Annotated in this window: 24 protein-coding genes and 1 riboswitch; of the genes, 9 read left to right on the top strand and 15 right to left on the bottom strand. The window is 67.4% G+C overall.

All coding sequences use genetic code 11. The features are described 5' to 3' along the window. Positions 1 to 76 precede the first annotated feature (76 nt). On the bottom strand, positions 77 to 739 hold the full coding sequence (cuyB, locus tag Q0044_RS12185; RefSeq protein WP_298162561.1) for a cysteate racemase: 663 nt from the start codon (positions 737 to 739) through the stop codon (positions 77 to 79). A gap of 230 nt (positions 740 to 969) precedes the next feature. Between cuyB and Q0044_RS12180 the strand changes: the two genes are divergently transcribed. Then, positions 970 to 1746 carry a hypothetical protein gene (locus Q0044_RS12180; RefSeq protein WP_298162560.1) on the top strand — a complete coding sequence of 259 codons (777 nt, stop codon included), beginning with the start codon at positions 970 to 972 and terminating at the stop codon, positions 1744 to 1746. On the opposite strand, the gene cuyA is transcribed toward Q0044_RS12180, so the two are convergent. The 4 genes from cuyA to Q0044_RS12160 form a co-directional block, all read right to left on the bottom strand. Next, positions 1743 to 2744, bottom strand: a complete 1002-nt coding sequence (gene cuyA, locus Q0044_RS12175) for a D-cysteate sulfo-lyase (protein WP_298162559.1) — start codon at positions 2742 to 2744, stop codon at positions 1743 to 1745. The two genes, Q0044_RS12180 and cuyA, sit on opposite strands and share 4 nt — an antisense overlap. A gap of 62 nt (positions 2745 to 2806) precedes the next feature. Then, positions 2807 to 3208 (bottom strand): BLUF domain-containing protein, encoded by a 402-nt coding sequence (locus Q0044_RS12170; RefSeq protein WP_298162558.1) that lies wholly within the window; start codon positions 3206 to 3208, stop codon positions 2807 to 2809. A 101-nt stretch (positions 3209 to 3309) separates the two neighbouring features. Next, entirely contained in the window at positions 3310 to 3726 is a 417-nt protein-coding gene (locus Q0044_RS12165; RefSeq protein WP_298162557.1) for a DUF4260 domain-containing protein, read from the bottom strand. Further along, positions 3723 to 4433, bottom strand: coding sequence for a DUF4386 family protein (locus Q0044_RS12160; RefSeq protein ID WP_298162556.1), 711 nt, complete (start codon positions 4431 to 4433; stop codon positions 3723 to 3725). The genes Q0044_RS12165 and Q0044_RS12160 overlap by 4 nt, the downstream gene beginning before the upstream one ends. Positions 4434 to 4532: 99 nt before the next feature. On the opposite strand from Q0044_RS12160, the gene Q0044_RS12155 reads away from it, so the two are divergent. The 3 genes from Q0044_RS12155 to Q0044_RS12145 are packed head-to-tail and all read left to right on the top strand — an operon-like array spanning position 4533 to position 6424. Further along, positions 4533 to 4934, top strand: coding sequence for a hypothetical protein (locus tag Q0044_RS12155; protein WP_298162553.1), 402 nt, complete (start codon positions 4533 to 4535; stop codon positions 4932 to 4934). Continuing rightward, a complete protein-coding gene (locus Q0044_RS12150; protein WP_298162550.1) occupies positions 4934 to 5563 on the top strand; it encodes a TetR/AcrR family transcriptional regulator in 630 nt (209 codons plus the stop codon). Before Q0044_RS12155 ends, Q0044_RS12150 begins: the two co-directional genes overlap by 1 nt. A gap of 57 nt (positions 5564 to 5620) precedes the next feature. Continuing rightward, positions 5621 to 6424: an alpha/beta fold hydrolase gene (locus Q0044_RS12145; protein WP_298162549.1), complete on the top strand. Its 804-nt coding sequence runs from the start codon at positions 5621 to 5623 to the stop codon at positions 6422 to 6424. On the opposite strand, the gene Q0044_RS12140 is transcribed toward Q0044_RS12145, so the two are convergent. Continuing rightward, complete coding sequence (locus Q0044_RS12140; protein WP_298162548.1) at positions 6421 to 7671, bottom strand: bifunctional alpha/beta hydrolase/OsmC family protein; 1251 nt, start codon at positions 7669 to 7671, stop codon at positions 6421 to 6423. The genes Q0044_RS12145 and Q0044_RS12140 overlap by 4 nt on opposite strands. A gap of 93 nt (positions 7672 to 7764) precedes the next feature. Next, positions 7765 to 7873, top strand: a riboswitch (TPP riboswitch). A 157-nt stretch (positions 7874 to 8030) separates the two neighbouring features. Between Q0044_RS12140 and thiC the strand changes: the two genes are divergently transcribed. Then, complete coding sequence (gene thiC, locus Q0044_RS12135) at positions 8031 to 9869, top strand: phosphomethylpyrimidine synthase ThiC (protein WP_298162769.1); 1839 nt, start codon at positions 8031 to 8033, stop codon at positions 9867 to 9869. A 9-nt stretch (positions 9870 to 9878) separates the two neighbouring features. Here the strand turns inward: thiC and Q0044_RS12130 are convergent, their stop codons facing one another. Continuing rightward, a complete protein-coding gene (locus Q0044_RS12130; protein WP_298162547.1) occupies positions 9879 to 11525 on the bottom strand; it encodes a PspA/IM30 family protein in 1647 nt (548 codons plus the stop codon). 630 nt (positions 11526 to 12155) lie between these two features. On the opposite strand from Q0044_RS12130, the gene Q0044_RS12125 reads away from it, so the two are divergent. From Q0044_RS12125 to Q0044_RS12110, 4 genes are all read left to right on the top strand, one after another. After that, positions 12156 to 12410, top strand: coding sequence for a hypothetical protein (locus Q0044_RS12125; protein WP_298162546.1), 255 nt, complete (start codon positions 12156 to 12158; stop codon positions 12408 to 12410). Positions 12411 to 12530: 120 nt separating this feature from the next. Then, positions 12531 to 13265: a hypothetical protein gene (locus Q0044_RS12120; protein ID WP_298162545.1), complete on the top strand. Its 735-nt coding sequence runs from the start codon at positions 12531 to 12533 to the stop codon at positions 13263 to 13265. Between the two features lie 93 nt (positions 13266 to 13358). Beyond that, positions 13359 to 13922, top strand: a complete 564-nt coding sequence (locus tag Q0044_RS12115; protein ID WP_298162544.1) for a DUF4844 domain-containing protein — start codon at positions 13359 to 13361, stop codon at positions 13920 to 13922. A gap of 97 nt (positions 13923 to 14019) precedes the next feature. Beyond that, positions 14020 to 14691 carry a bifunctional 4-hydroxy-2-oxoglutarate aldolase/2-dehydro-3-deoxy-phosphogluconate aldolase gene (locus Q0044_RS12110; RefSeq protein WP_298162543.1) on the top strand — a complete coding sequence of 224 codons (672 nt, stop codon included), beginning with the start codon at positions 14020 to 14022 and terminating at the stop codon, positions 14689 to 14691. Between the two features lie 9 nt (positions 14692 to 14700). Here Q0044_RS12110 and katG read toward each other — a convergent pair whose 3' ends face one another. From katG to Q0044_RS12070, 8 genes are all read right to left on the bottom strand, one after another. Then, a complete protein-coding gene (katG, locus tag Q0044_RS12105) occupies positions 14701 to 16905 on the bottom strand; it encodes a catalase/peroxidase HPI (RefSeq protein ID WP_298162767.1) in 2205 nt (734 codons plus the stop codon). Positions 16906 to 17080: 175 nt separating this feature from the next. Beyond that, entirely contained in the window at positions 17081 to 18925 is a 1845-nt protein-coding gene (locus tag Q0044_RS12100) for an LVIVD repeat-containing protein (RefSeq protein ID WP_298162542.1), read from the bottom strand. Between the two features lie 47 nt (positions 18926 to 18972). Beyond that, positions 18973 to 19719 (bottom strand): DUF305 domain-containing protein, encoded by a 747-nt coding sequence (locus Q0044_RS12095; RefSeq protein WP_298162539.1) that lies wholly within the window; start codon positions 19717 to 19719, stop codon positions 18973 to 18975. An 86-nt stretch (positions 19720 to 19805) separates the two neighbouring features. Beyond that, the gene (locus Q0044_RS12090) at positions 19806 to 20387 is read right to left on the bottom strand and encodes a hypothetical protein (RefSeq protein ID WP_298162538.1); all 582 of its coding nucleotides are present in this window, start codon (positions 20385 to 20387) and stop codon (positions 19806 to 19808) included. Between the two features lie 284 nt (positions 20388 to 20671). After that, positions 20672 to 21967, bottom strand: a complete 1296-nt coding sequence (locus Q0044_RS12085; RefSeq protein WP_298162537.1) for an MvaI/BcnI family restriction endonuclease — start codon at positions 21965 to 21967, stop codon at positions 20672 to 20674. Beyond that, positions 21961 to 22428 carry a very short patch repair endonuclease gene (locus Q0044_RS12080; protein WP_298162536.1) on the bottom strand — a complete coding sequence of 156 codons (468 nt, stop codon included), beginning with the start codon at positions 22426 to 22428 and terminating at the stop codon, positions 21961 to 21963. Before Q0044_RS12080 ends, Q0044_RS12085 begins: the two co-directional genes overlap by 7 nt. Then, positions 22421 to 23620, bottom strand: a complete 1200-nt coding sequence (gene dcm / locus Q0044_RS12075; protein ID WP_298162535.1) for a DNA (cytosine-5-)-methyltransferase — start codon at positions 23618 to 23620, stop codon at positions 22421 to 22423. Before dcm ends, Q0044_RS12080 begins: the two co-directional genes overlap by 8 nt. 92 nt (positions 23621 to 23712) lie before the next feature. Beyond that, positions 23713 to 25464 (bottom strand): ATP-binding protein, encoded by a 1752-nt coding sequence (locus Q0044_RS12070; RefSeq protein ID WP_298162534.1) that lies wholly within the window; start codon positions 25462 to 25464, stop codon positions 23713 to 23715. Positions 25465 to 25549 lie beyond the last annotated feature (85 nt).

Below are 25549 nucleotides of genomic sequence, written 5' to 3'. Positions count from 1 at the left end.
TACGGTTTTATATTTCAATCACATTACACAATACATTGTGATTACATCTGATCCGCGACCGGATCATGAGATATGATTAGTCGCGACAGGCCCTTACGCAAGCATCCGCCAGCACCTCTGCTGAATCGACCAGCGGAACAGACACATCGGCCGCGTCGAGCAACAGGGGAACCTCCGTACACCCCGCAATCACCGCATCGGCGCCCGCGGCGTTGAGCGCCCCGGCCAGCCGCGTCATGGCCGCGCGATTGTCCACACCCGTGTCGCCCCGCTTGACCCCGTAGACGCAGGCCATGAAGGCGGCCCGGTCCTCGCCCTGCAGAACCACCGGCTTGACCCCGGCCGCCGTCAGGGCCGCGACATACAGCGCCTCCCCGCCCGGCGTGGCCAGGATGCCGATGGATCGGGCGTCATATCCCTTCGCCGCCGCTACGGTCGCCGCGATCATGTCGATGAAGGGCAGTCCGGCCGCCACGATCCCCGGCTTCTGCGCATGCGCCGTGTTGCACGGCATGGCCAGCACCTCGGCTCCGGCCGCCTTCAGCCGCATCGCCATCCGGCCCAGTTCCGCCTCGGCCTCGCCTGGCCGGGTGTTCCGGTCCGGGACCTGGGGGTTCATGTCCATCACGACCCGGATGTGATCGGCGTCGCCGCCGGCCGGAGTCAGGGCCTGCACCCGCGCCAGAAACGCCACTGTCGCGGCGGGCCCCATGCCGCCCAGAACACCCAGAGTCTTCATCGCGCCGTCGTCTCCCTGATCGTTCCCGTCCCGATGTCCGGGGCCGGACCCCGCGTGCCCGGGCCCAGGGCTTACCGGAAAGGCCCCGCGAAGGGGAGCCGGGACCCCGGGACCCTTGAAGAGCCGCTCGATGGACGAAGGTCCCGACCGATCTTCACATCTCATCGCTATGCGACATTGAAATCCATGTCGCGGGGGGTAAGGTCTCCTTCGAACATCGGGGGGTGGTCATGACAGCATCAAATACCGGGCGTGCGCCGGGCGCAGACCGCGTCTTTCCCGGCCTGGCCATCACCATGGTGCTGGTCGTGGTGGCCGGGTTTTCGATCCAGCTGGCGGCAGGTCGCTCAAGCTTCGACGCTCCTCTGATGGTCCATGCCCACGCCGTGGTCTTCATGGGCTGGCTGGCGATCTTCCTTGTCCAGAACCTTCTGATCGCCACGGGCCAGGTGCGCTGGCACCGGCCGCTGGGCTGGCTGGCGACCGTCTGGCTGGTCCCCATGCTGGTCCTCGGCTGGCTGGTCACCGAGGCCATGGTGCGTCAGGGGAATGTGCCGTTCTTCTTCCGGCCCCTGCAGTTCCTGGTCTTCGATCCCCTGTCGCTCGTCACCTTCGTCGGACTGACGATCGCGGCGGTTGTGCTTCGCCGGTCGACGGACTGGCATCGCCGCCTGCACTATTCCGCCATGGCCATCCTGATGGGACCGGGCGTCGGCCGAATTCTGCCGGTGCCGCTGCTGATCCCCTGGGCATGGGAGGCGACCGCTGCCGTCACCCTGCTGTTCCCGGTGATCGGCATGATCATCGACCTGCGAAAGACCGGCCGGATTCACCCGGCCTGGGTCTGGGGCTTCGGTGTCCAGGTGGCGATGATCATCGCGATCGAGGCCATCACCTTCTCGCCGCTCGGCACCGCCTTCTATGACGCGGTCGTCGCCGGTTCGCCCGGCGCCGCCGTCGCCCCGCTGGACTTCCCGCCGCCGCCCGGCCCGCCGCCGGCCGCCTAGGCCAGCATCGCGTCTAGCTCGCCCTGATAGCCGAACAGGCCCTGGGCCCCGCCGGTGTGCAGGAAGACGACCCGCTCGCCCTCGAACCGGCCGGCCTTGGCCAGGGCGATCAGCCCCTTCATCGCCTTGCCCGTATAGACGGGGTCCAGCACCAGTCCGTCGGTCCGCGCGGCCAGCACCAGGGCGTCGACCACCGCCTGATCGATCAGGCCGTAGCCGGCCCCGACATAGTCGCAGTCGGCCACGACCATCCCGTCCGTGACCCGGTCCGGATGGCCCAGCAGGGCGGCGGTCTCCTTCGCCAGCTTCAGGACATTGGCTTCCTGTTTCTCCTTCGGCGCCCGCACTCCGATGCCCAGCACCGGAATGTCCGCGCCCATCACCGCCAGCCCGGCGACCAGACCGGCATGGGTCCCGGCGCTGCCCGTGGCCGTCACGATCCGGTCGATGGCGAGGTCCAGCTCATCGGCCTGGATCACGATCTCGCGCGCGCAGTCGACATAGCCCAGGGCCCCGACCGGGTTCGAGCCGCCGCCCGGGATCACATAGGGCTTGCCGCCGCGCGCCCGGATCTCGGCCGCCGTCTTCTCCAGCTCGGCCGGCATGTCCGACCCTCCGGGCACGGAGCGGATGACCGCACCGAACAGCCGGTCCATCAGGACATTGCCGTTGTGGACATAGTCGACGGCCTTCGACCCGGTCCGCTCCTCCAGGATCACCTCGCACTTCAGCCCCATGGTCGCTGCGGCCGCCGCCGTCTGGCGCACATGGTTCGACTGCACCGCCCCCTGGGTCACCAGGGTGTCGGCGTCCTGCTCGAAGGCGTCGCCCAGCAGGAACTCCAGCTTCCTCGTCTTGTTGCCCCCGCCCGCCAGACCCGTGCAGTCGTCCCTTTTGATCCACAGGTCGATGCCCAGCGCCTGCGACAGGCCCGGCGCGGGCTCGAGCGGCGTCGGCAGATGGGCGAGGCGCACGCGGGGGAAACGGGCGAGATGCATGGGGTCGGCCTTTCGGGTTCATCCCCTCCCTATCACCGTCGCCGGACGGGTGCGAGACGGCCTCAGACGGCCGCGACAGCCTCGCGCATGATCGCCAGGGCGCGCGCCGGAGACGGCGTCTGGTCGGCCATCAGATCATCCAGCAGACCTTTCACAGCCGGGGTGATCCGGGCGCTCGCCATGCACCAGCCGGAGAACGCCCTGGCCTCGATCGGGTCGCGGCTGAAGACGACGATGTCGCGATGCCGGTTGTCGGTCGCCAGCCGCCGAAGGAGGCCGTCGAGGGCGTCTGAACGGCCCTCGATCACCTGGACGTAACGGCCGTCGTGTGCGGCCAGGGCCCCGGTCAGGCCGTCGCGGTCATTGTTCCTCTGCGACTCCGCCAGGATGGCGACAAGGTTTATCAGACTGTCGGTCCGGCCGGTGGCCGTGCTCCCGTAAATCAGCCGTTCAAGCCTGGACATGCGACGCCGCCTCATACGCAAACAAACACTGCGGCGGTCACATGGGGCCGCCCCTCGGAAAATGACGGGCGACCTCTTTCAGTTGCATCCGTGGGGCGGGGCTAGCTGACGCGGCCGGCTTTCGCCGCCCGGCCGACCGGCCCGAGATGGGTGTGGTTGAAGCTGGAGCCGTATTTCAGCCCGTAGCCGACCAGCCGGTCGAAGCCGACATGGGCGCCCCAGATCAGGGCGAAGGGCAGGACCGCGGGCAGGACCGTCAACCCCACGCCTGCCAGCCCCAGCGGGCCAAGCTCCGTATGTGTGGCGTTGTAGGCCAGGGTCCCCGCCCGTCGCCCGAAGACATAGGCGAGGAACGACAGGTCGGGGGCCAGGAACAGTCCGGCGAACCACCACCAGGACAGGCCGGTCCGGTGGTACAGGACGGCGCACAGGGCCAGGACGCCGAGGCCTTCCAGCCTCAGGAGCAGCATCGGCCAGCCGCGAACGCCGCTGTCGGTCTGCGGGATGTGCGGGGTCATTTCGCGTCTCCCTGAACGGTCCAGGTGATTCCGAGCGCCAACAACCAGACCAGCCAGCCGGTGAAGACCCACTGGGCGATCTGAAAATCGGGGAAGGCGGGATTTGACGTGGCCAGCAGCTCGACGTGTCCCACGATCCAGAGCGGGGCGAGGATCAGGGCGGCGGCGCCCAGAAGGCGGGACCAGAGCCCTCGCGCCAGCGGCCCGCGCACCAGAGCCAGCCCCATCGCCAGGGTCCAGGCGGCCAGAAGGGTCTGACCCAGCCATTCGCCGATGGCCACGCCGGCGAACTGGTTGAGCGCCTCATAGACCGCGACCGCCCCGGCCGATGACATAGCATCGCCGTGCAGTCCCCGCTCGGCCAGGCCCGGCACCACGAACACCCAGCGCGACAGTCCGGCCGCCTGAACCACGGCCGAGGCCGCTCCGGCCGTCGCGGCCCAGGCCGGCCATCGCCCGCCGCCCGCCCTGACCGCGTCGCCCGTCCAGGCCGAGACCCAGAGGAAGGCCAGGGCGCACAGGGCGAAGGCCAGCCAGATCAGGATCAGCTCCGGACCGCCCGCTTCGAAGGCCCGCAGCACATCCAGTGGCGGCTCACGCAGCACGTCATCATAGCCGAACCGGTCGACCAGGAGGGCGAAGGGGATGTTCGCCGCCACCGCGAAGCCGACCATGGCCGCCCCCGCCTTTCGTTTTGTCGTCGTCATCAACATTGTCGATTTCCTGTTGTCTCGGTTGTGGGACTTGTATATGTCTCAGTCATGGGACATGTCAACCCGACAGTTTCGAGCCCAAGGAGAAAGACCGTGAACATCGCCTCCCCCCTTATCGCCGCGCCTTTCGCGGCCCTGCTGACCCTGGCGGCCTGCGCCGCGCCGCGCGTCGGCGTCGCCGATCTGGATCTGTTGTCCGCCCAGGCGCCGGATGAGGTCGTCGACAGCGCCCTGCCCGTCGACGCCCTCGCCGCCTGTTTCCAGGAACGCGCCGACTTCCTGCCACTCAGCCGCTTCGTGAAGACCGGCGACCAGTGGCGCTATTCGCTCGCGGGCTATGGCGCCGCCTATGAGAGCGTGACCATCCGCCCGGCAGCCACGGGGTCCGTCGCCGAGTTGCGGACGGGCAACTACGATCGTCGCTGGGCGGCGACCTTCGAGAGCGACCGGGCCCGGGCCTTGCGCGCCTGCGCGTCCTCGGACACGAACGGATGATGGCGACCCCTTCGACAGCATCCCCTGCGCAACCCCGGCTGCGCGACCGACCGGCGACGGAGGCGGCCATCGTCTCCGCCGCCGAGCGACTGCTGCTGGCCGAGGGCTGGGTCGGGCTGAACGTCAACACCCTCGCGGCCGAGGCCGGCGTCGATCGCAAGCTGATCTATCGCTATTTCGAGGGTGTGGAAGGCGTCGTCGAACGCCTCGCCGGCCGGCTCGATCTGTGGCTCGGCGAGACGCTCGCGGCCCAGCCCCCGACCCGCGCGACAAGCTACCGGCTGTTCGCGCGCGAGATGTTGCTGGCCTATCTGGGCGCCTTGCGCTCGAGCCCCCTGATCCTGCGGCTGGTGGCCTGGGAGCTGTCGCAGGACACGCCCCTGTTGCGGCGTCTGGAGGCGGCCCGCTCGGCGGTGCTTCAGCGCTGGACGGCCTCGCGCCGCCCGGACATCCCGATGCCCACGGGCGTCGACGTCGTCGCCCTCAACGTCGTCTTCCTGGCGGCGGTCCAGCACCTGGCCCTCGCCGCCGCCACCCGCGACCGGTTCGCCGGGGTGACCCTGGACGACGCCGGCTGGCTGCGGATCGAGGCCGCCATCGACCGCCTGCTCGAGGCCTATCCGGCCTGACTGTTCGAACGCCCGCGCTGCGCGGGCCGAGCCCTCACCCTTTCAGAAAGAACGTCCATGCCTGACATGATGATCGGCGGCGTACGCCTGCACTACGACATCCACGGCGACGGTCCCGAGACCCTCGTCTTCATCCACGGCCTCATGCTGGCCTCCGAATCCTGGGAGGCCCAGGTGGCGCATTTCTCCGGGCGGTACCGGGTCGTCACCTTCGATCTCCGCGGCCAGGGGCGCTCGGCCCATGTCGCGGCCGGGCTCGATCTCGACAATCTCGCCGCCGACGCGGTCGAGCTGATCCGCGCCCTGAAGGTCGGCCCCTGTCACCTCGTCGGCTTCTCGATGGGCACATTCGTGGCCATGCGGGTCGCCGCGCGACGGCCCGAGCTGGTCCGCACCCTGACCCTGATCGGCCCCAGCGCCGAGGCCGAGGAGCCCGCGAACCTGCCCCGCTATCGTCTGCTGATCGCCCTTGTGAAGCTGTTCGGTCCCCGACCCTTCGTCCGGCCGATGATGAAGATCCTGTTCGGAGACACCTTCCTGAACGCGGCTGCGCGCAAGCCCGAGGCCGACCGCTGGCGCGCCTATCTGCGTCATCTGTCCCGGGACCTTCACCGCGCGGCCGCCGCCTCCGCCGCGCGCCCGGCGATCGCCCACGAACTGTCCGGGATCACCGCACCGACCCTGATCGTCTCGGGCGAGGAGGACCGGCCGATCTCGCCCGCACAGGCCCGCGCCGTCCACGCCGCGATCGCGGGCAGCCGGTTCGTCCCCGTCCCCGCCACCGGCCACGCCGTCATGATCGAGCAGGCCGACACCTTCAACGCCCTGCTGGAGGCCTTCCTCGACGGCCGCCCGATCTAGGCGCGGCAGACGTCGTCCATCTGGGCGAAATGCTCGGTCTCGGCCGGGGCCGCCATGGCGGCGGTGGTCCGCGTCACCACACGGGCTCCCGCCTCCAGCGTGCGGTGGACCGGGCATTTGTCGGCGATCTCGAACAGGCGGGCGCGTTGCCCGTCGTCCAGCGCCCCCTCCAGCGTCAGGGTGCGTTCGAACAGATCGGCCGGCGTCTGGCCGGCCTGCCGGTCGTGGCGCACCTCGACCGAGGCCCGCTCCAGCGCCAGCCCCTTCCGCTCGGCATAGAGCCGCAGCGTCATGACCGTGCAGGCCCCCAACCCGGCGGCGACCAGCTCATAGGGCGTCGGCCCCGAGGCCAGGCCGCCCACCGAGACCGGCTCGTCGGCCAGCAGCATGGCCCCGCCCGCCTCGACCTTGACCTGGAACTTGCCGGCCCCCGTCTCGGCCACCCGCACCACCCCATCGGCGGGCGGCGTCGTGACCTCGGCCTCCATGAGGTCCAGATACCGGCTGGCCCAGGCGGCGATGACGCTGGCGGCATAGGCGGCGTCCGCCGGTTTCGACAGCAGATGGTCGGCCGTATCCAGGGAGACGAAGCTCTTGGGGTGTTTCGCCGCCAGGAAGATCCCCGCCGATTCCTCGATCCCCACGATCTGGTCGACCGGCGAGTGCAGCACCAGCAGGGCGCGCTTCAGGTTCGCCAGCCGGGTCGTCTGGTCCTGCATCTTCAGGTCGTCGGCGAAGCCGGCGCCGACCGAGACCGGTCGTCCCCCGACGCTTGCCTCGTGGCGCTCGCCGGGCTTCACCGTCTCGGCCCCCGGACCCAGAAGATGCAGGACATGGGCCACGTCGAAGGGCGCGCCGACGGTGGCCACCGCCTTGACGCTGGGGATGTCGCCCGCCGCCGCGATCGCCGCCGCCCCGCCCAGGCTGTGGCCGACCAGCAGTCCCGGCGCGCAGCCGTGCGCCGCCATATGGGCCGCCGCCGCAACCAGATCCCCGACGTCGACGGAGAACCCCTGGGGCATGGCCGCCACCCCCTGCTCGCCGATCCCGGCGAAGTCCAGCCGCAGCGTCGCCACCCCCTCGTCCGCCAGGGCCCGGCTGATCCGCGTCGCCGCCAGATTGTCCTTTCCGCAGGTGAAACAGTGGGCGAACAGGGCATAGGCCCGCACCTGTCCGTCCGGCCGGTCCAGACGGGCCCGCACCCGACGTCCGTCGGCGCAATCGAAGTCGAAGGGTTCAGTCTGCATGGCGGCTCCTCCCGGCTGACAGGCCAGCCTATCCCGACCGTTCGTCCTCCGCCCGCGAAAGGTTTCCAACCGCGCGCGATCGGCCTATCGTCGCCCCGTTCTCCGGGGAGCCGCAGGTCAGCGGCTGAGATTGGCGTATCCGCCTGACCCGTCGAACCTGATCCGGGTCATGCCGGCGAAGGGATGGGAAACGTGGCGGAATTCGAATTCCGTCATTCCTGCGAAAGCAGGAACGCCCCGACGTCGGCGGACCCTCTGAACGCACAGAGGCCGCCATGAACATTCTCGTCACCCCGCCCGCCGAGCAACCCCACGAGCCCAATGTCGAGCTCGCGCTGAAGGACGCCCGCGAGGCCGTGATGAAGGAGACCGGGACCATCCCCACCGGCGAACGCGCCGGCTCCCGCAAGGTGTACGTCCAGGGCGAGCTCTACCCCGACATCCGCGTCCCCTTCCGAGAGGTCGCCGTCCACCCCTCGGCCAACGAGCCGCCGGTGACCATCTATGACTCGTCCGGCCCCTACACCGACCCGACGGTGACCATCGACATCAAGAAGGGCCTGCCCCTGGTGAAGTCGTCGTGGCAGCTGGACCGCGGCGACATCGCCCCCGTCCTGAACCCGCGCGAGGTCAAGCCCGAGGACAACGGCCACGCGTCGGGCCGCCACCTCGCCCCCCGCTTCGATGTCTCCAACCACAAGGTGTTCAAGGGTGTCGAGGGCCGTCCCGTCACCCAGTACGAATACGCCAAGGCGGGGATCATCACGCCCGAGATGGAATACGTCGCCATCCGCGAGAACCTGCGCCGCGAACAAAACGCCCCCTGCATCCGCGACGGCGAGGACTTCGGCGCATCCATCCCCGACTTCGTCACGCCCGAGTTCGTGCGTCAGGAGATCGCCCGCGGCCGCGCCATCATCCCGCACAACATCAACCACCCCGAGGTCGAGCCGATGATCATCGGCCGCAACTTCCTGGTGAAGATCAACGCCAACATCGGCAACTCGGCCGTCCTGTCCTCGGTGGACGACGAGGTCGACAAACTGGTCTGGGCCACCCGCTGGGGCGCCGACAACGTCATGGACCTGTCGACGGGTCGCAACATCCACAACATCCGCGACTGGATCATCCGCAACTCGTCGGTCCCCATCGGCACCGTCCCCATCTACCAGGCCCTGGAGAAGGTGAACGGCGTCGCCGAGGACCTGACCTGGGAGGTGTTCCGCGACACCCTGATCGAACAGGCCGAGCAGGGGGTGGACTACTTCACCATCCACGCCGGCGTCCGCCTGCCCTTCATCCCCATGACGGCCAAGCGCGTCACCGGCATCGTCTCGCGCGGCGGGTCGATCATGGCGAAGTGGTGCCTCAGCCATCACCGCGAGAGCTTCCTCTACGAGCATTTCGAAGAGATCTGCGACATCATGCGGGCCTACGATGTCTCCTTCTCCCTGGGCGACGGCCTGCGCCCCGGCTCGATCGCCGACGCCAATGACGAGGCCCAGTTCGCCGAGCTGCGCACCCTCGGCGAACTGACCAGGATCGCATGGGCCAGGGGCTGCCAGGTCATGATCGAGGGCCCCGGCCACGTGCCGATGCACAAGATCAAGGCCAATATGGATGAGCAGCTGAAACACTGCCACGAGGCGCCCTTCTATACGCTCGGGCCGCTGACCACCGACATCGCCCCGGGCTATGACCACATCACATCCGCCATCGGCGCGGCCATGATCGGCTGGTTCGGCACGGCCATGCTCTGCTACGTCACGCCCAAGGAGCATCTGGGCCTGCCCGACCGCCAGGACGTCAAGGACGGCGTCATCACCTACAAGATCGCCGCCCACGCCGCCGACCTGGCCAAGGGCCACCCCGCCGCCCGCCTGCACGACGACGCCCTGTCCCGCGCCCGGTTCGAGTTCCGCTGGGAAGACCAGTTCAACCCCGGCCTCGACCCCGAGACGGCCCGCAAATACCACGACGAGACCCTCCCCAAGGAGGCCCACAAGACCGCCCACTTCTGCTCCATGTGCGGCCCGAAATTCTGCTCCATGAAGATCAGCCAGGACATCCGCAGGGATGCGGCGGCGCAGAACGATGCGGGGGCGTCGCTGGCGGACGCCGCCACAGCCGAGGCCGGCATGGCGGAGATGTCGGCGAAGTTCCGCGCGGGGGGCGGGGTGGTGGAGGTGAAGGTGTGAGTGGCTTCGCTAAGAAGCGCGGGTCGTCAGGTGACCGGGAATGGCCCCGATGACAACGCACTCCTTCTCGTCATCCCAGAAAAAGTAACAGCGAAATCCGTAGCGTGGGTCGCGACTGCTGCATCCCTTAAAATGCATGTCGAATTCCCGATTTCGACCCGCCCACATCGTCCGGTATTCGTCGCCGAATTCACCTGCTCCAGCTCCCGCGAAAGATGGCGTTAACGTGAGACCCAGCTCGCGCATCTTGTCATCCCAGCTGTTTTTCAGATCACTGTCCCCGCTTCTTCGCATTGGCGCGTAGCCGTCACGGATAGCCAACAGGACTTGGAACACGTATTCGACATCCTCGAACGGGGATTTTTTTGCTGCGTTCAATGCTCGAGGCAGCAACACCACTGAATCTCCGAGGTTGTCGGCAGCCCATTGCTTCAAATCGGCAAGATCGTCTGGGAATTTTTCGGGAGAGGCGGCTCTTTGTGAAGCCAGAGCCGATTCAACATGTTTGAGTCGCGCCAAAAGTCTGTTTTGCTCGGACAATGCATCGTCACGCTCACTGTGAATCCGCTGAACATCTTCTTCAGCTAAATCAAGCATTTGTGAGTGTTCTTCTCTAGCCGTCTGCATCTCTTTGGCAAGACGCTCGTTCTCATCGAGAGCCAGTTCTAGCAACTCTTGATCAGTACGGCCGTCGGCTTTCGCTGCTTGCCTCTCTCGCTGAGCGGCTATGTGGCGGACCTCAGAGAAGGGCGGAATGGCGTTGTCCGCATCCCGACGTCCGGCCGAGTAGCGCAGGCTCCAATCGATAACCTCCCGCTCAAATCGTTTGGCACCCGCTCCCTGACCCCAATCGTCAATCATCTTGGCAGTCGAAAGCGGGTGGCTAAAGCGCGTGTCTTCGAGACTAAGCGGATGCCTCCAACTACGAACTCCGCCGTTCCGGACGGAGAGCTCACCCAGAATACTCGTCAGCTCCTCAGAAGCGTCACGCCCGATCATGCACACATGGGCTGTGCCGAAGACGGCAGCGGCAAGCGCGTCAGCATCCACCAAATACCCATCATTTTCCGTGTCGATCGGTCGGTAGGATTGAGCGATCCCGATGACCGGATGCCGCCTCGAAGAGGAAGTTAACAGGGCGAACAACCACTCAATGTCCTCAGGAGTTGTAACTCGCTTTGCGGTTAGCTCAATTTCCCGCCCATCCAACCGTGTTTCAAATCGGCGGCCAACATCACGCATAAACCGTGGAATCGATCGACTGAACGGTGCTGCCTCCCCCAACGTGACGCAATGCAACCTATGACCTAGGACTACCCCACGCTCATTTGTGGAAAGCGCGGCTTCTGTAATCCAAGATCGCCGCGGAAAATCTCGGTCCTGGTCGTCTTGTCTTGCAGCCCAATACAACGGATCAGTCAGCGCTGCAGTTTCGACGCGCTGAAAACCTATAGTATTGAAATCACCTGTTTTCCCGTCAAGGATGGCATCGGGGAGCTTTGCTCCAGCCTTACGAGACAACCAGTCGATCAGGCTTGTTCGAATCTCTTCGAAAGCGGTCGGAATATCGGCAGCCACAATTTCAATTGTTGATTGGCTGATCCGTTCAACTCGCCGCTGATTGCCATCGGTTTTCCAGCGTTGAACTTGCGTCATTCTTCATACCCCTGCCCGCTTTGGTAGCGCCTTGTTCGCGCTACAATCAAGGGCATCGCGATACATGGCTCTTCACGGACTGCTCCCACCCTCGTCCCCCTCGCCGGTCCGAACGGAGCCGGGAAGCCCCCCTTCATCCACCGCTTCCTGCGTCAGCGGGCGAAGGCGTTCCGGTTCGTGAACCCGGACGCGGCCTCCCTCTCCCGGCGGGAGAGGGCTTGAGCGCCTGAGAGCCGTCAGGCGATCAGACTTGCGCGAAAGGGTGAGGGGTTGGCGGGTCCATCGGCGTGAGCCGTCGCACGGATCGAGACCCAACTTCGGACGGATGCCCCTCACCCTTTCGGCTGGCGGCGCGCTACGCTTGCCGAGCCTCAAGCCCTCTCCCGCCGGGAGAGGGGCGCCGTTGATCCTCCCTCTCCCGGCGGGAGAGGGCTTGAGCGCCTGAGAGCGCCAGCGATCAGGATTGCGCTCAAGGGTGAGGGGCTGGCGGGTCCGTCGGCGTGAGCCGTCGCACGGACACGGCTGACGCCGACTTCAACGGCTGCCCCTCACCCTTTCGGCTGGCGGCGCGCTGCGCTGTGCGAGCCTCAAGCCCTCTCCCGCCGGGAGAGGGAGTGCTATTCTCCCCCCATGACCCATCCCCTCCGCCTCACCCCGCCCGTGGCCGTCAGGTCCGCCAGGGCCGGTGCCGTCGCCTCCGGCGCGCGTGCCCTGGGGACCGGCGCGGTCGGCTCCCTGATGCTCGGCGCGCTGGCGATCGGGGCCCTGGCCATCGGCGCCCTGGCCGTCGGCCGGCTGTCGGTGGGCCGCGCGACGGTGCGGCGGCTGCATGTCGACGAACTCAGCGTCGGGCGGCTGAGGATCGGGCGGGTGGAGCGGCTGTAGAGTCCGGGCCGCCCTCGTCATACTGCCCCTTGCACCGGCCGAAGAAGTATGATCGGTGATCAGTTATCAGGCTCGTCGCTCGTCGGGCTTCACGTCCAGGGGAGGGGACAGATGTCGGCAATGACCAGGGGCCGTCGGCCGGTCGGGTTCATCGGGCTTGTGACGGCCTGGATCTCAGCCCTCGCGCTCTGGGCCGCCGCAGGCGCGGCGACGGCGCAAAGCACCACCTACACGATTGAATCGCCGACCTACGCCAGCGTGGCGGCCGCCCCTGCCTGCACTCTCAGTGAGTGTTTCAACTACACGACCGCGATGAAGGTCCAGGGCACGATCACCTTCGCCGCCCCTCTGGCCCCGAACCTGACGCTGTCGGATGTCGGCCTCCAGGTGACGGGCTTCAACCTGAACGACGGGGTGCGGACCTATACACCGGGTCCCAACATCAACCTGCACACGGCCGCGGTCACCACGAACGGCGCGGGCACGGTGACGGCCTTCCGGTTCATCGTGCAGAAGCTGACCGGCCCTCCATTCCAGGCGGGCGTCACCGATGATCCGAACTCGTACATCTCCTATGTGGCTGTGCTTCAGAACTCCGCCGTGGGGTACAACAATCGCCTGTGCCTCACGCGGAGCGATGGACCGAGCGCCGCCGCCCTGACCGGCGCCAACGGCAGTTGCTCGGCCAGCCAGACCGACAACCAGACCAGCCTGGGCAGCGTGTCCGGGCCGGTCACCTTCCAGGTCGCCGCCCCCACGCCCGTCCCGACGCTGTCGGAATGGGCCTTCCTGGCGCTGTGCCTGATACTGGCGACCGTCGGCGGCCTGATGGCGGTCTCGCGCCGCCCCGCCTGACGATCGGACGGGTGGAGCGGGTTTGAGCGCCCTCTCCCGGCGGGAGAGGGCTCCTGATGACCCTGATCGCGCACCTGCGCTAGACTGGCCGCCATGCGGATCGCCCTGATCGCCCTGGCTGTCCTGACCCTGCTCCTGCTGGCCGGCGGCGGGTGGGTCTATATCCGGTGGATTTCGATGCTTCCGTCGACGAGCACCGAGGTCGTCACCCTGACCCCGGACCGGCGCGCCCGCCTCATCGCCCTGCGGACCGAGCCCAAATTCCGGCCCGAGGATGTCCCGCCCCTCTACTATACCGGGGCGGAGACGCCCGGGGACGAAGCCACCCTGAACGCCGCCGTCAATGACCTGATCGACGCCGTTCTCGCCCGCCCCGACGGTCCCCTGCCCGCCCGCGATGTCGCCGACCTGATCGGCGCGGCCGGGCGGCGGGTGAGCGGGACGATGACCGAGGATCGCGATCGCGCCCACGGCTATATGATCGAGGTCTGGTACATCCTGGGCTTCCGGGGCGCCACGGGCCGCTTCGCCTATGGCGACGGCTTCCCTGTCCCGCCCGGCTATGCCGAGCCCCTGCCGCCGGGCTGGCTCTCGCCGGACCAGCCGCGCCCGATCGGCGCCGTGACGGAGGAGGCCCGCCGCGAACCCGGCGTCTGAGGTCAGCCCCACACCCGCCGACCTCTGAAACCCGAAGTGGCTTGACGGACCGCCCATCGATCCGCGATCCCGGTGCGGCATCCCCGGAGCCAGACCCATGCCGATCGACCGCGTATCCGTCCTGAAAGCCCTCGAAGCCCAGGGCGTCTGCCCGGTCTTCTACAATCCCGACCCCGAGGTCGCGATGAGTGTGATCCGCGCCTGTGCGCGCGGCGGGGCGCCGGTGATCGAGTTCACCAACCGGGGCGACTTCGCCGTCGACCTGTTCGCCGAGATCGCAAAGGAGCTGGGCCGGACCGATCCGGACATCGTCCTGGGCATCGGCTCGGTGCTCGATGCGGGGACCGCGGCGATGTACCTGAACCGCGCCGCGCGGTTCGTGGTCTCGCCGGCCCTGGTGCCCGAGGTGGCGACGGTCTGCAACCGCCGCATGGTCGCCTACTTCCCCGGCTGCGGCTCGGTGCGCGACATCACCGAGGCCCACGCCCTGGGCTGCGACATCATCAAGCTCTTCCCCGGCGCCTCGGTCGGCGGGCCGGACTTCGTCAAGGCGGTGATGGGGCCCATGCCCTGGACGAAGATCATGCCGACCGGCGGAGTCGACCCCGACGCCGCCTCCATCGCGAAATGGTTCGGCGCCGGGATCGTGGCGGCGGGCATGGGCTCCAAACTGGTCACCGACGCGGCGGTGAAGGCGGGCGACTGGGCCGGGATCGAGACCTCGGTCCGCGCCGCCGTCGACGCCGTCGCCGCCTTCCGACGGGGGTAGGGTCCCCCGTCAGGCCAGGTCGAACCGGTCCGCGTTCATCACCTTGGTCCAGGCGGCGACGAAGTCCTTAACGAACTTCTCGCCCGAGTCCGACTGGCCATAGACCTCGGCCAGGGCGCGCAGCTGGGAGTTGGAGCCGAACACCAGGTCGACGCGGGTCGCCGTCCACTTCAGGTCGCCGGTCGCCCGGTCGCGGCCCTCGAACTGGACCTCCTCATCGGAGGTCGCGCTCCAGACCGTGCCCATGTCGAGCAGGTTGACGAAGACGTCGTTGGTCAGCTGGCCCGGGCGGTGGGTGAAGACCCCGTGCTGGACGCCGTCGGTATTGGCGTTCAGCGCGCGCAGCCCGCCCCACAGCACCGTCATCTCGGGCGCCGTCAGGGTCAGCAGCTGGGCCCGGTCGATCATCATCTCCTCGGCCGTCAGGGAGAACTCGCCCCGCTGATAGTTGCGGAAGGCGTCGGCCTCGGGCTCCAGAACCGAGAAGGACTCGATGTCGGTCTGGTCCTGGGAGGCGTCGGCCCGGCCCGGGGTGAAGGGCGCCGCGACGTCGAAGCCGGCCGCCTTCGCCGCCTCCTGCACCGCCAGCGTACCGGCCAGGACGATCAGGTCGGCCAGGGACACCGTCTTGCCGCCCGCGTTGAAATCGCGCTGGATCCCCTCCAGCACGCCCAGCACCTTCGCCAGCTGCGCCGGCTGGTTGACCGGCCAGCTGCGCTGCGGCTCCAGCCGGATGCGCGCGCCATTGGCGCCGCCCCGCTTGTCCGACCCGCGGAAGGTCGAGGCCGAGGCCCAGGCGGTGGCCACCAGTTCCGTGACCGACAGACCGGACGCCAGGATCTTCTCCTTCAGCACACCGACGTCCGCCGCATCGATCAGGGGATGATCGACCGCCGGGATCGGATCCTGCCACAGCAGTTCCTCCTGCGGCACGAGCGGGCCGAGGTAGCGTTCCTTCGGCCCCATGTCGCGGTGCGTCAGCTTGAACCAGGCGCGGGCGAAGGCGTCGCGGAACTGTTCCGGGTTGGCGTGGAACCGCTTCGAGATTTCCAGATAGGCGGGGTCGGTGCGCAGGGCGATGTCGGTCGTCGCCATCATCGGCGCATGACGCCGCGACGGGTCGTGGGCGTCGGGCACCAGGGTGTCGGCGGCGCGGTCCACCGGCCGCCATTGCTGGGCGCCGGCCGGGCTCTTCGTCAGCTCCCATTCGTGGCCGAACAGGGTGTCGAAATAGCCGTTGTCCCACTGGATCGGATTGGGCGTCCAGGCGCCTTCCAGACCCGAGGTGATGGTGTGCACCCCCTTGCCGCTCTCCCAGCTGTTCTTCCAGCCGAAGCCCTGCTCCAGGATGCCGGCGCCCTCAGGCTCGACACCCACATGTTTCGCATCACCGGCGCCGTGCGCCTTGCCGAAGGTGTGGCCCCCGGCGATCAGGGCGACGGTCTCCTCGTCGTTCATCGCCATCCGGGCGAAGGTCTCGCGGATGTCGCGGGCCGAGGCCATCGGGTCAGGCTTGCCGTTCGGCCCTTCCGGATTGACGTAGATCAGCCCCATCTGAACGGCCGCGAGGGGCTTATCCAGCTCGCGATCGCCCTTGTAGCGGCCGTCGCCCAGCCAGGTGTCCTCGGCGCCCCAGTGGACGTCCTCCGACGGCTCCCACACGTCCTCGCGGCCGAAGCCGAAGCCGAAGGTCTCGAAGCCCATGGTCTCCATGCCGACGTCTGCGGCCAGGATCATCAGGTCGGCCCAGCTGACCTGGTTGCCGTATTTCTGCTTGACCGGCCACAACAGGCGCCGCGCCTTGTCGAGGTTGCCGTTGTCGGGCCACGAGTTCAGCGGCGCGAACCTCTGGGTCCCCGACCCCGATCCGCCGCGCCCGTCGCCGGTGCGATAGGTCCCGGCCGAGTGCCAGGCCATGCGGACGAAGAACGGCCCATAGTGGCCATAGTCGGCGGGCCACCAGTCCTGGCTGTCGGTCTGCAGCGCCCGCAGGTCGGCCTTCAGGGCTTCGACGTCCAGCTTCGCGACCTCATCCCGATATTTGAAGGTCGGCGCGAACGGGCTGACCAGCGACGAATGCTGGGACAGGATCTTCAGGTTCAGCTGGTTCGGCCACCAGTCGCGGTTCGAGCGGCCGCCGAAGCTGGTGTGAAACCGCACGCCGTGGCCCAGCGGGCACTGGGTGGTGGGCTCGACGAGGTCGTTTCCGTCCATGGGCATCGTTCTTCTCCGATCAGGGTCCGAGTTGGATGTCCAATGGGTAACAGAGCCGAGCCCAGAGATTAAGTCGATTAAACTGATGCCGGAGATCGACTGAACTTATCATCAGACGGGCAAAAAGGGCGGCAGGATCGCTCCTGCCGCCCGATTGTCCGAAGCCTGACGATGTCTAGGCGGCCAATCTTCCCAGCAGGGCCGACAGGGAGCCCATCCGCGCCCTGGTCGCATCGGTCGCGCCGTCGGGAGCCGTCGCCAGCTCGCCCGCCAGCCGACCCGCCATCGCCTTGTCGGCGGTGCCCGAACGCCAGCCCTCGATCAGGGTGCGCGCCCGCGCCTCGACATCGTCCGTGATCACAGCGGAACGCGCCAGCTGGTCGACATAGGACTCCGCCACGTCAGGGCTGTCGGCCCATTCGATCTTCGTCTGGGTCTGCGGGTTGATCTCTTCGGCCATGATGGCCTCGGCCGCCGCGATCTCGGCCGCCGACAGCTGGTCCGACGGCAGCAGCTTCAGCACGTCCAGCCCCCGCGCGATCTCGCTCGAGTAGATCCGCCCGTTGAACCAGTAGGCCGACCACGAGCCGCCGACGTACAGCCGCTCGGCGCTGATCGGGCCGCGGTCGAAATAGGCGATCTCCACGGCGTGGGCGGGATCGGTGAAGTCCATGATCGAGACCCCGCCCTGGTACCAGGACTGCACCATCAGGTCGCGCCCGGGGACGGGGATGATGTTGCCGTTGTGGGCGACGCAGTTCTCGGTCGCGCCCTGGGCCGTCGGCAGTTTGTGGAAGCTGCGTCCGGTCAGGGTGCGGTCGGCGATCGTGGCGATCATATTGGCGCCCCAGGTGGCCGGATCCTCGGCCCGGCAGCGCGCGCCGATACCGCCGCCCCACTCGTCGGTGAAGACCACCTTGTCGCCGGCGTTGTTGAAGGTCGCCGAGTGCCAGTAGGCCATGTCGGGATCGAAGATGTCCGAGGTCCTGCGCGGGTTCACTGGGTCGGTGATGTCCAGCAGGATGCCGTTGCCGCTGCAGGCGCCGCCCGCCAGGCCGATCTCCGGATAGACGGTGATGTCGTGGCACTGGTTGGTCTGGGCCGTGTCCTGGGTGGCGATGCCGGCCCGTCCGCCACGCCACAGGCCCGCGACCCGGCCGGTCGCGGCATCGGCGAAGATGCGCGGACGGTTCACCAGGGCGGCGGCCTCGGGATGGTCCAGCGGCACCTTGATCACGTCGATCGAGAACAGGGCCGTCTCCGGGTTTTCATCCGGCTCGCCGTCGGTGCAGATGTCGAGCTCGCCCGTCTCGCGCACGTCGGACGTGCCCTGGCCGTAGATATAGAGGACGTTCCGGTCCGATGGATCCGGCACCAGGGTATGGGTGTGCGACCCGCGGCAGGTCTGGACCGCCGCGATTTGGCGCGGGTTGTTCAGGTCGGAGATGTCGAAGATCCGCACCCCGCGGAACCGCTCGGCGCTGACCTCGCCCTCATTGCCGCCCGTGCCGCAGTCGAGCCGCCCGCGGTTCTCCTCGACCGACATGAACAACAGGTCGCCGTGCACCGAGACGTCGCCCTGACCGCCGGGGCAGACCACCGACATCACCAGCCGTGGCGTGTCGCCCGTGACGTCATAGGCGTTGAAGCCGTTGAAGTTGCCGACGAACAGACGCCCGTTCGACATCGCCAGATCGGAGTTGGCCGTGCCCAGGACGCTGAAGCTCGGGTTCCCCTCCCTCGCCGCCCGCATGGCGGCGCCCTCCTCGGCGTTGCGCGGCGGCGAGAACATCGTCTCGCGGGTGCCGAAGCCCGGCGCATGCGGCGTATGGCTGACCAGCGACAGGCCCACGGCCGCCAGTCCGGCGTCGTCGTAACCGGCCGACAGGCTCGATCGGGCATCCGTCCCGATCACCTGAACCGACCCGCCCGCCGAGGACTGCTGCGCCGCGGCGGCGGTCGCCCCCAGCAACAGCCCCAATGCGGCGACGGAGGAAAGCAGGGTGCGGCGGACGGTCATGGCGGGCCTCGTTCAAAGGGGGGGGCGAAGGATGGAGGGGCGAAGGGTCAGAGTTCGGCGGACAGGGACTGCATACGCAGGATCTCGGTCGACTGATCGGCGACGACCGCATTCGTGAAGTCGGACAACAGGGTGTCCTGGGCGGCGTCGGGTGTCGCCATCAGGGCCTCGACCATGTCGATCGCCCCCTGATGATGCTGGATCATCCCGGCCAGGAACAGCCGGTCGAAGTCCGTCCCGCTCGCCGCCGCCAGGGTCCGCATCTGGCGCGGAGTCAGCATCCCGGCCATCACCGGGGTGTCGTCGGGATCGGGCCCGTGCCCCATGCTCCCGTGGCCCATGCTCCCGTGATCCATGCCCGCATGGGCCCCGTGCCCCATGGCGGCGTGATCCATCCCCGGCATCGTCTCGGGCTGACCCCGCTCGGCCAGCCAGCCGCGCATCAGGGCGATCTCGGCCTCCTGGCTCAGGGCGATGCGACGCCCCAGAAGCTTCACCCGCCGGTCCGATCCGCGCGTGTCCAGCAGGGCGACCATCTCCACCGCCTGGGCGTGGTGGACGATCATATGCTGCATGAAGCCGACGTCGGCCGCGGTGTAGGTCGTCCGCCCCAGGGCCATCGCCTCTTCCGGCGTCACCACCCGCGACGGCTGTCCGGGGGCGCCCGGCTGGAAGATCGGCACGGCCTGCGCGGCCCGACTTTCGGAGACCGGAGCCCCGGCCTCCGCCGCCCCCGCCATCATCGTCGGCAGGGACGCCGCCAGCGCCAGAAGAAGACCGAACTCACCGCGCACGCCACACCACTCCCGCGCCGCCCATTTCGGCCACAATCCAGACTAGGCGCAGGCCTCGCCCCGGGGCAAGCGGCTTGCCGACATCGTCACGCCCCCGCCTCCCGTTCGATCTCGCCCCGCCGTTCGGCCTCCCGATCTTCCGCCTCCAGCCGTTCCAGCACATAGGCCAGCGCCGCCGCGTCCTGCGGCGACGGCCGATCGCTCTCGAACTCTCCGACCATACGGTCGCCCAGCCGGGCATAGCTCTCCGCCAGCCCGGCCAGAGCCTTGGCCTCGGCCCACAGTCGCCCCTTCATCGCCCGGCCGGAGGCCAGGATCGCCGCCCGCGCCAGCGCGCCGGGATCGCCCGCGTCCGGGTCCTCTTCCGGCGGCGGAGCGAACAGGGCGGTCAGGGTCGGCCCGGTCGTCGCCGGCCCCGGGGGGTCATCCCGCGCCCAGGCCGCCTGCGTCACCGCCTCTGCGTGGGCGCGCGCCCTCTCGTCGCCGCATTCCCGCTTGGTCAGCCCGGCCGCGCTGGCGTGACGATAGACGGAGTTGGGCCCGACCCTCCACTTCGCGGCCACCTCCTTCGCCATGGCCCCGTTGGCGTAGTCCTCGACGATCAGCGCCCAGGTCTCGTCCGAGAGAAGGTAATAGTTCGCGGGGACTTCGGGAGGAGCTTTGGTCATGCCGACAGTGTGCGGCCGCCGCGAGCGTATGCGCGCAAGAAGCCCCTGAATAGTGCCGGCCTTTGATCCGCAAGGCGAAATCGGGGGATGTGTTGATGGGTATCGTGATCCTCCCCCCTTGGGGGAGGGGGACCGCGAAGCGGTGGAGGGGGCCGGCCGCAGCCGCGCCGTCAGCCGACGGAGCTCCACTGTTCCGCCATCGCCTTGGCGATTTCCAACCCGCGCGCTCGAAGTCGCTCAGGCATCGCCCTAAACTCTGCCGTATCGTTGAAGGGTTGTTGTCGCTAGTCGGGTGACCGCACGTTCGTAAAGCTGGCGTACAGGCTGCCGAGGTCTTTCGACCTGATACGGAACTGGTTGCGACGCTTTAGCTGCGGTCGGTCGCTGGATGCACCTTCCAGCTTGATGCCGGGATCATAGATGACCTGGCCGATCGAAACCGCGTGCAGGAAGCGGTTGAAATCTGTTCCTTCTCCGAGACGCCAACTGGCACCGTAGCGATACTCGGCGTCCGGTTTTCCTCGGCACATGTTGGCGACATAGGCCGCCTGTGCGTGTTTCCGGTTCCAGTGGGACAGCAGGCCAGCGAAAGGCCACCCTGCGGCAACCGTGTCATTGTCGCGGAGCAGGACCAGTGATCCCAGTGGATTGTCGATCCTGCAGTCGTTGTATCCGTCCAGACGCAGCGTCAGCCCGGTGCGCGAGTTGCGCTCATTGATCCTGTGCGGGCTAGAAAAATTCAGGCGATCTGGAATGCCAGCATCACTGTACCCAAACATGCGAACAAACTGCGCCGCACCGTCCTCGCGGTAGATGCCAGTAGTTGGTTCCGGCGTCATCAGGGTCAGATTGCCGGTCGGCGTCCGATCGAAGCCCACCACAGTATGTGTTTTTAGCTCCCAGCCCTCGTAGTCCGGTTCGCTGCGTCCGTTCGGTGAGATTCCGAAGAGCGCCTCAAGCGTCAAGCCACCGCAGTTTGGGCCCCGGCAAACGCCGAAAGTTCCGTCAACAGATAGCTTCTGCGCTCTTACCCAACCCAAATCTGAAATGGCTTTGAGTTTCTCGATAAGGCGTTCCCGCGCGCCAAAGGCCTTCCCGCCCAAGGCGGATTTGAATGACCCGTATTGGGTTTCGGACGGCAAGGCCTCTACAGCCGCTGCCAGCTCTGGGTCGAGGCTCGCGAACGCATAGATTTCTCCAGCGCTTCCCACACCTAGAAACAAGGTTCTGTAGGGGTCTCGAGATGTCATGACGCTGTTTGGCGCATTCCTCGTCCCCCGCAGGAATCCAGACAGGCGCACCTCAGGATACTGCGGGTAAAGTATCAACTGAGCATGCGGCGCGTTCTGAAGCGCCGACTCCGGCTTTACCCAATACAAGTTGAGCTTGGCTTTCAGTACGGCGGTTCCGCTTTCGCTGACTTCTTCTCGCACATCTTCCATTGGAAGGACGTTCAGAATGTCGAGGCTGCCAGCCACATAGACTTGGTTCTTGGAGTTATCGTTGGGCGCCAAGGCCTTGCAGATAATGTGTCGCGCGCCGTGTCGCTTCATCAAGTCAACGACTTCAGAAATCAGCACTCAGCGCCTGCTTTCAATGTGACATTCGCTTCCGGATCGCCAGACTTCAACCATAGGTGCACGCGTGAAACAACCTCGTCAACTTCTGCGGCTTGACGCCCCTTCATTGAGCATTCCCAAATCTGCATCACACGCCAGCCCTCGGCCAACAGCTGCGCTCGCGCCGCCGCATCGACGGCCTGATTGCGCTCGATCTTCTGTTTCCAGAACTCCGGTCGCGTCTTCGGCCATTTGAACAGATGACAGTCGTGCCCGTGCCAGAAGCAGCCGTGCACGAAGATCACCGCCCGATATTTCGGCAGGCACAGGTCCGGATTGCCCGGCAGGTCCTTGCAGTGGATCCGGTAGCGAAACCCGCGCGCATGCAGCGCCTTGCGGATCGTCAGTTCGGGTTTGGTGTTCTTGCCCCGGATGCCGGACATCATCCGGCTTCGCGTCGCCGCATCGACGACGTCAGCCAACCGCCACCTTACGCTGCGCAGCCAGGGCCCGGAACAGGTGTGGCTTCATATGTTCGGCCACGGCTTTCACGGCAGGCACGACGACCGAGTTCCCGAACTGGCGATAGGCCTGGGTGTCCGACACCGGAATGATGAACTCATTCCCTTGCGGCTCATCAAACCCCATCAGCCGGGCGCATTCTCTCGGAGTCAGGCGTCTCGGCGCCTTGCCCTCCTCCTGTTCGATCAGGATTTCCGAGCCGTCCTTGTAGTAGCGGGCCGACAGGGTCCGCGCGACATCGTCAGGCCCAACCAGGCCGAAGCCAAAACCGTTTCCGGCCGCCTGGTGCTTCTCCTTGTACCGCTGGAGATAGTTCCAGAGGTGGTCGGTCAGTGTGTACTTCTCCGACACGCGGCCGGAGTTTCCGACGGTGAACCTCTGGTCCGGCGCCTCCGACCCGTCGCCCGGATGCAGGATGTCCCGCAGCTTCGGTGCGGCGTCCGGGGTCTTGAGGTCAGCGAACCGGAACCCCTGGTCCTCACGGAAGCCGATGATGAAAATCCGCTCGCGGTGCTGCGGCGTCCAGGACCGGCCGTCGATCACGCGCCAGTCGATCGTGTAGCCGAGTTCCTCCGTCAGGACGTCCTTGATCGTCTGGAAGGTCTTGCCCTTGTCGTGACCGATCAGGTTGCGGACGTTCTCCAGCAGGAAGGCCGAAGGCCGGTGATGGGCGATGATCCGCGCCACATCGAAAAACAGGGTGCCCTGGGTCTTGTCTTCAAAACCGTGTGCGCGACCGAGGGCATTCTTCTTGGACACGCCGGCGATCGAAAACGGCTGACACGGGAAGCCGGCCAGCAGCACGTCATGGGCCGGGATGTCCTCGACATCGACCTTGGTGATGTCGCCGTTGATCTCGTGATCGTCGTCCGGGAAGTTCGCGGCGTAGGTCTTCTGGCTGTACTTGTCCCACTCGGACGTGAAGACGCACTTCCCGCCGATGGACTCGAAGCCACGCCGCAGTCCGCCGATCCCGGCGAACAGGTCGATGAAGGTGAAGTCTGCTGCAGCGGCGTCCTTGTCACCGCGAACGAGCTTCAGCTTCGGCTGGGCAGCGACCGGCTTCGCCGGTCCGTCGATATAGCCAAGTTGCACTGCCTTGTCGGCTGCTGCCTGGCCCGCCTGTTTCACCATGCTGGCATACTCCGACACGGCTGATTCTCCGCGTTCACCAAGGATCGCAGACTGCCAGGTTAATGCCAGGAGAACAAGTCAGGAACGCCACACCCTCTTCCCCTCCCCCCCTACGCCTCCACCCGCTCCGCCTCCGGCGCCACGGCCCGGTGCAGGGCGTCATACAGCCTGTGCGGCTCCAGCGGCTTGGCCAGCCAGTCGGTCATGCCCGCCGCGCGGCAGGCCGCGATCTGGTCCGCCTCCGTGCACGCGCTGAAGCCGATGACGGGGATGGCGGCGTTCGGGCCGCCGGAGGCCCGGAGCCGTCGCGTCGTCTCATTGCCGTCGATCCCCGGCATGTTGACGTCCATCAGGACCACGTCGAAGGCCTGACGCGCCAGCAGGTCCAGGGCCAGCAGGCCGTCGGAGGCCGTGGCCAGTTCCACGCCCAGGGGCTGGAGCACCAGGGCCAGGGTGCGCCGGTTGATCTCATGGTCGTCGACCGCGAGGATCCGCAGCGACGGCTGCAGCTCCGGGGCCGGAATCGTGGTCGCCTCGTCCCCGGTCACCGGCTCGCCGACCGCCAGACGGAGCGACAGGGTGAAGGCGGCGCCCTCGCCCGGGGTGCTCTGAACCGTCAGGTCGCCGCCCATCAGTCGCGCCAGATCGCGGCTCACCTTCAGCCCCAGTCCGGTGCCGCCATAGGTGCGGGCGACCTCCGACGATCCCTGGGCGAACGGGGTGAATAGCCGGTCCATGGCCTCCGGCGCGATCCCCGCGCCCTGGTCGCGGACGGTGATGGTGACCGCGCGCTCGCCGGAGCCCTCGGGCGTCACCGCGACCTCGACCGCGATCTCGCCCCGGGCCGTGAACTTGATCGCATTGGACATCAGGTTGTTGAGGATCTGGCGCAGGCGATAGGGGTCGCCCCGCAGCCATAGACCAGGCTCCAGCGTCGCGGCCCGCAGCGCCAGACCCTTTTCGGCGACCTGGGCCCGCCAGAACCGCCCGGTGTCGGAGATCATGCCGGACAGGTCGAAATCGCGGCTCTCCAGCGACATCGCGCCGGCCTCCATCTTCGAATGGTCCAGCAGGTCGTTGAGCATCCGCGTCATCAGGGCGCCGGCGTCGACGATCAGCTCGGCGGTCTCCTGACGTTGGGCGGGGGCCGCGTCGTCGCGGATCACCTGGGCCCCGGCGAGGATGGCGCTGACGGGGGTGCGCAGTTCGTGGCTGATGATGGCCGCCATCGCGGCCCGGTCGGCCATGGCGCCCTGGGCCTGCTCGACCCGCATCTCGGCCTCCCGGAGGGCGCAGAGCTCGGCGGCCCGGGCCGCGTGCACACGGCCGTAGACGTTCAGGATGGCCCCGATGAACAGGACCGAGGCCAGGCTGGTCAGGACGGGATCGCCGGACGGCGATCCGAACAGCGCCATCACCGGCATCGCCAGCAGGCCGACGAAATAGGGGGTGGCCCCGACGAAGAAGATCGACCGCGCCTCGATGCCCGAGGCCACATTGGTCAGAAGGCCGCCGGCGATGATCAGCATGGCGAAGCCTTCGAGGCCGCGCCCGTCGTTCGCCCAGATCGCCACCGATGTGCCGGCGAACAGGGTCGCCATCGCCAGGGTCGAGGCCAGGGCCAGGATCACATCGACCGCGCCGGGGTTCGCCCCCGGCCGGCGGAAGCGGACCATGGCCAGAATCTCGAAGCCCTGGATCACCGCGACCGCAACGAGCCAGGCGCCGATCCACTGGTCCTGTCCGGCGCTGTGCAGCGCCCAGGACACCAGCAGGGACAGAAGAATGCGGACCGGAACCTGTTTGCGGCGCTCATGGGCCGTCGCCGACAGAGACACGCCCAGACTCTTCAATCGATCCATTCGCGCCCTCCGCCTGCGGGGTTAGAGCGTGAACCCGAACATCCGGTGAATCACCGATCGATCAGCGGGGTGAGGCGGGGCTGAG

The organism is Brevundimonas sp. (assembly GCF_027484365.1).
Classification (GTDB): domain Bacteria; phylum Pseudomonadota; class Alphaproteobacteria; order Caulobacterales; family Caulobacteraceae; genus Brevundimonas.
Note: the sequence above shows the minus strand (reverse complement) of the source record. Positions and strands in the feature narration are given on the sequence as shown.

Excerpts from the sequence above, each read along its gene's own strand:
- cuyB (WP_298162561.1), bottom strand. The coding sequence starts at position 739 with ATGAAGACTCTGGGTGTTCTGGGCGGCATGGGGCCCGCCGCGACAGTG.
- Q0044_RS12180 (WP_298162560.1), top strand. The coding sequence starts at position 970 with ATGACAGCATCAAATACCGGGCGTGCGCCGGGCGCAGACCGCGTCTTT.
- cuyA (WP_298162559.1), bottom strand. The coding sequence starts at position 2,744 with ATGCATCTCGCCCGTTTCCCCCGCGTGCGCCTCGCCCATCTGCCGACG.
- Q0044_RS12170 (WP_298162558.1), bottom strand. The coding sequence starts at position 3,208 with ATGTCCAGGCTTGAACGGCTGATTTACGGGAGCACGGCCACCGGCCGG.
- Q0044_RS12165 (WP_298162557.1), bottom strand. The coding sequence starts at position 3,726 with ATGACCCCGCACATCCCGCAGACCGACAGCGGCGTTCGCGGCTGGCCG.
- Q0044_RS12160 (WP_298162556.1), bottom strand. The coding sequence starts at position 4,433 with ATGACGACGACAAAACGAAAGGCGGGGGCGGCCATGGTCGGCTTCGCG.
- Q0044_RS12150 (WP_298162550.1), top strand. The coding sequence starts at position 4,934 with ATGGCGACCCCTTCGACAGCATCCCCTGCGCAACCCCGGCTGCGCGAC.
- Q0044_RS12145 (WP_298162549.1), top strand. The coding sequence starts at position 5,621 with ATGCCTGACATGATGATCGGCGGCGTACGCCTGCACTACGACATCCAC.
- Q0044_RS12140 (WP_298162548.1), bottom strand. The coding sequence starts at position 7,671 with ATGCAGACTGAACCCTTCGACTTCGATTGCGCCGACGGACGTCGGGTG.
- thiC (WP_298162769.1), top strand. The coding sequence starts at position 8,031 with ATGAAGGAGACCGGGACCATCCCCACCGGCGAACGCGCCGGCTCCCGC.
- Q0044_RS12130 (WP_298162547.1), bottom strand. The coding sequence starts at position 11,525 with ATGACGCAAGTTCAACGCTGGAAAACCGATGGCAATCAGCGGCGAGTT.
- Q0044_RS12125 (WP_298162546.1), top strand. The coding sequence starts at position 12,156 with ATGACCCATCCCCTCCGCCTCACCCCGCCCGTGGCCGTCAGGTCCGCC.
- Q0044_RS12120 (WP_298162545.1), top strand. The coding sequence starts at position 12,531 with ATGACCAGGGGCCGTCGGCCGGTCGGGTTCATCGGGCTTGTGACGGCC.
- Q0044_RS12115 (WP_298162544.1), top strand. The coding sequence starts at position 13,359 with ATGCGGATCGCCCTGATCGCCCTGGCTGTCCTGACCCTGCTCCTGCTG.
- Q0044_RS12110 (WP_298162543.1), top strand. The coding sequence starts at position 14,020 with ATGCCGATCGACCGCGTATCCGTCCTGAAAGCCCTCGAAGCCCAGGGC.
- katG (WP_298162767.1), bottom strand. The coding sequence starts at position 16,905 with ATGGACGGAAACGACCTCGTCGAGCCCACCACCCAGTGCCCGCTGGGC.
- Q0044_RS12100 (WP_298162542.1), bottom strand. The coding sequence starts at position 18,925 with ATGACCGTCCGCCGCACCCTGCTTTCCTCCGTCGCCGCATTGGGGCTG.
- Q0044_RS12090 (WP_298162538.1), bottom strand. The coding sequence starts at position 20,387 with ATGACCAAAGCTCCTCCCGAAGTCCCCGCGAACTATTACCTTCTCTCG.
- Q0044_RS12070 (WP_298162534.1), bottom strand. The coding sequence starts at position 25,464 with ATGGATCGATTGAAGAGTCTGGGCGTGTCTCTGTCGGCGACGGCCCAT.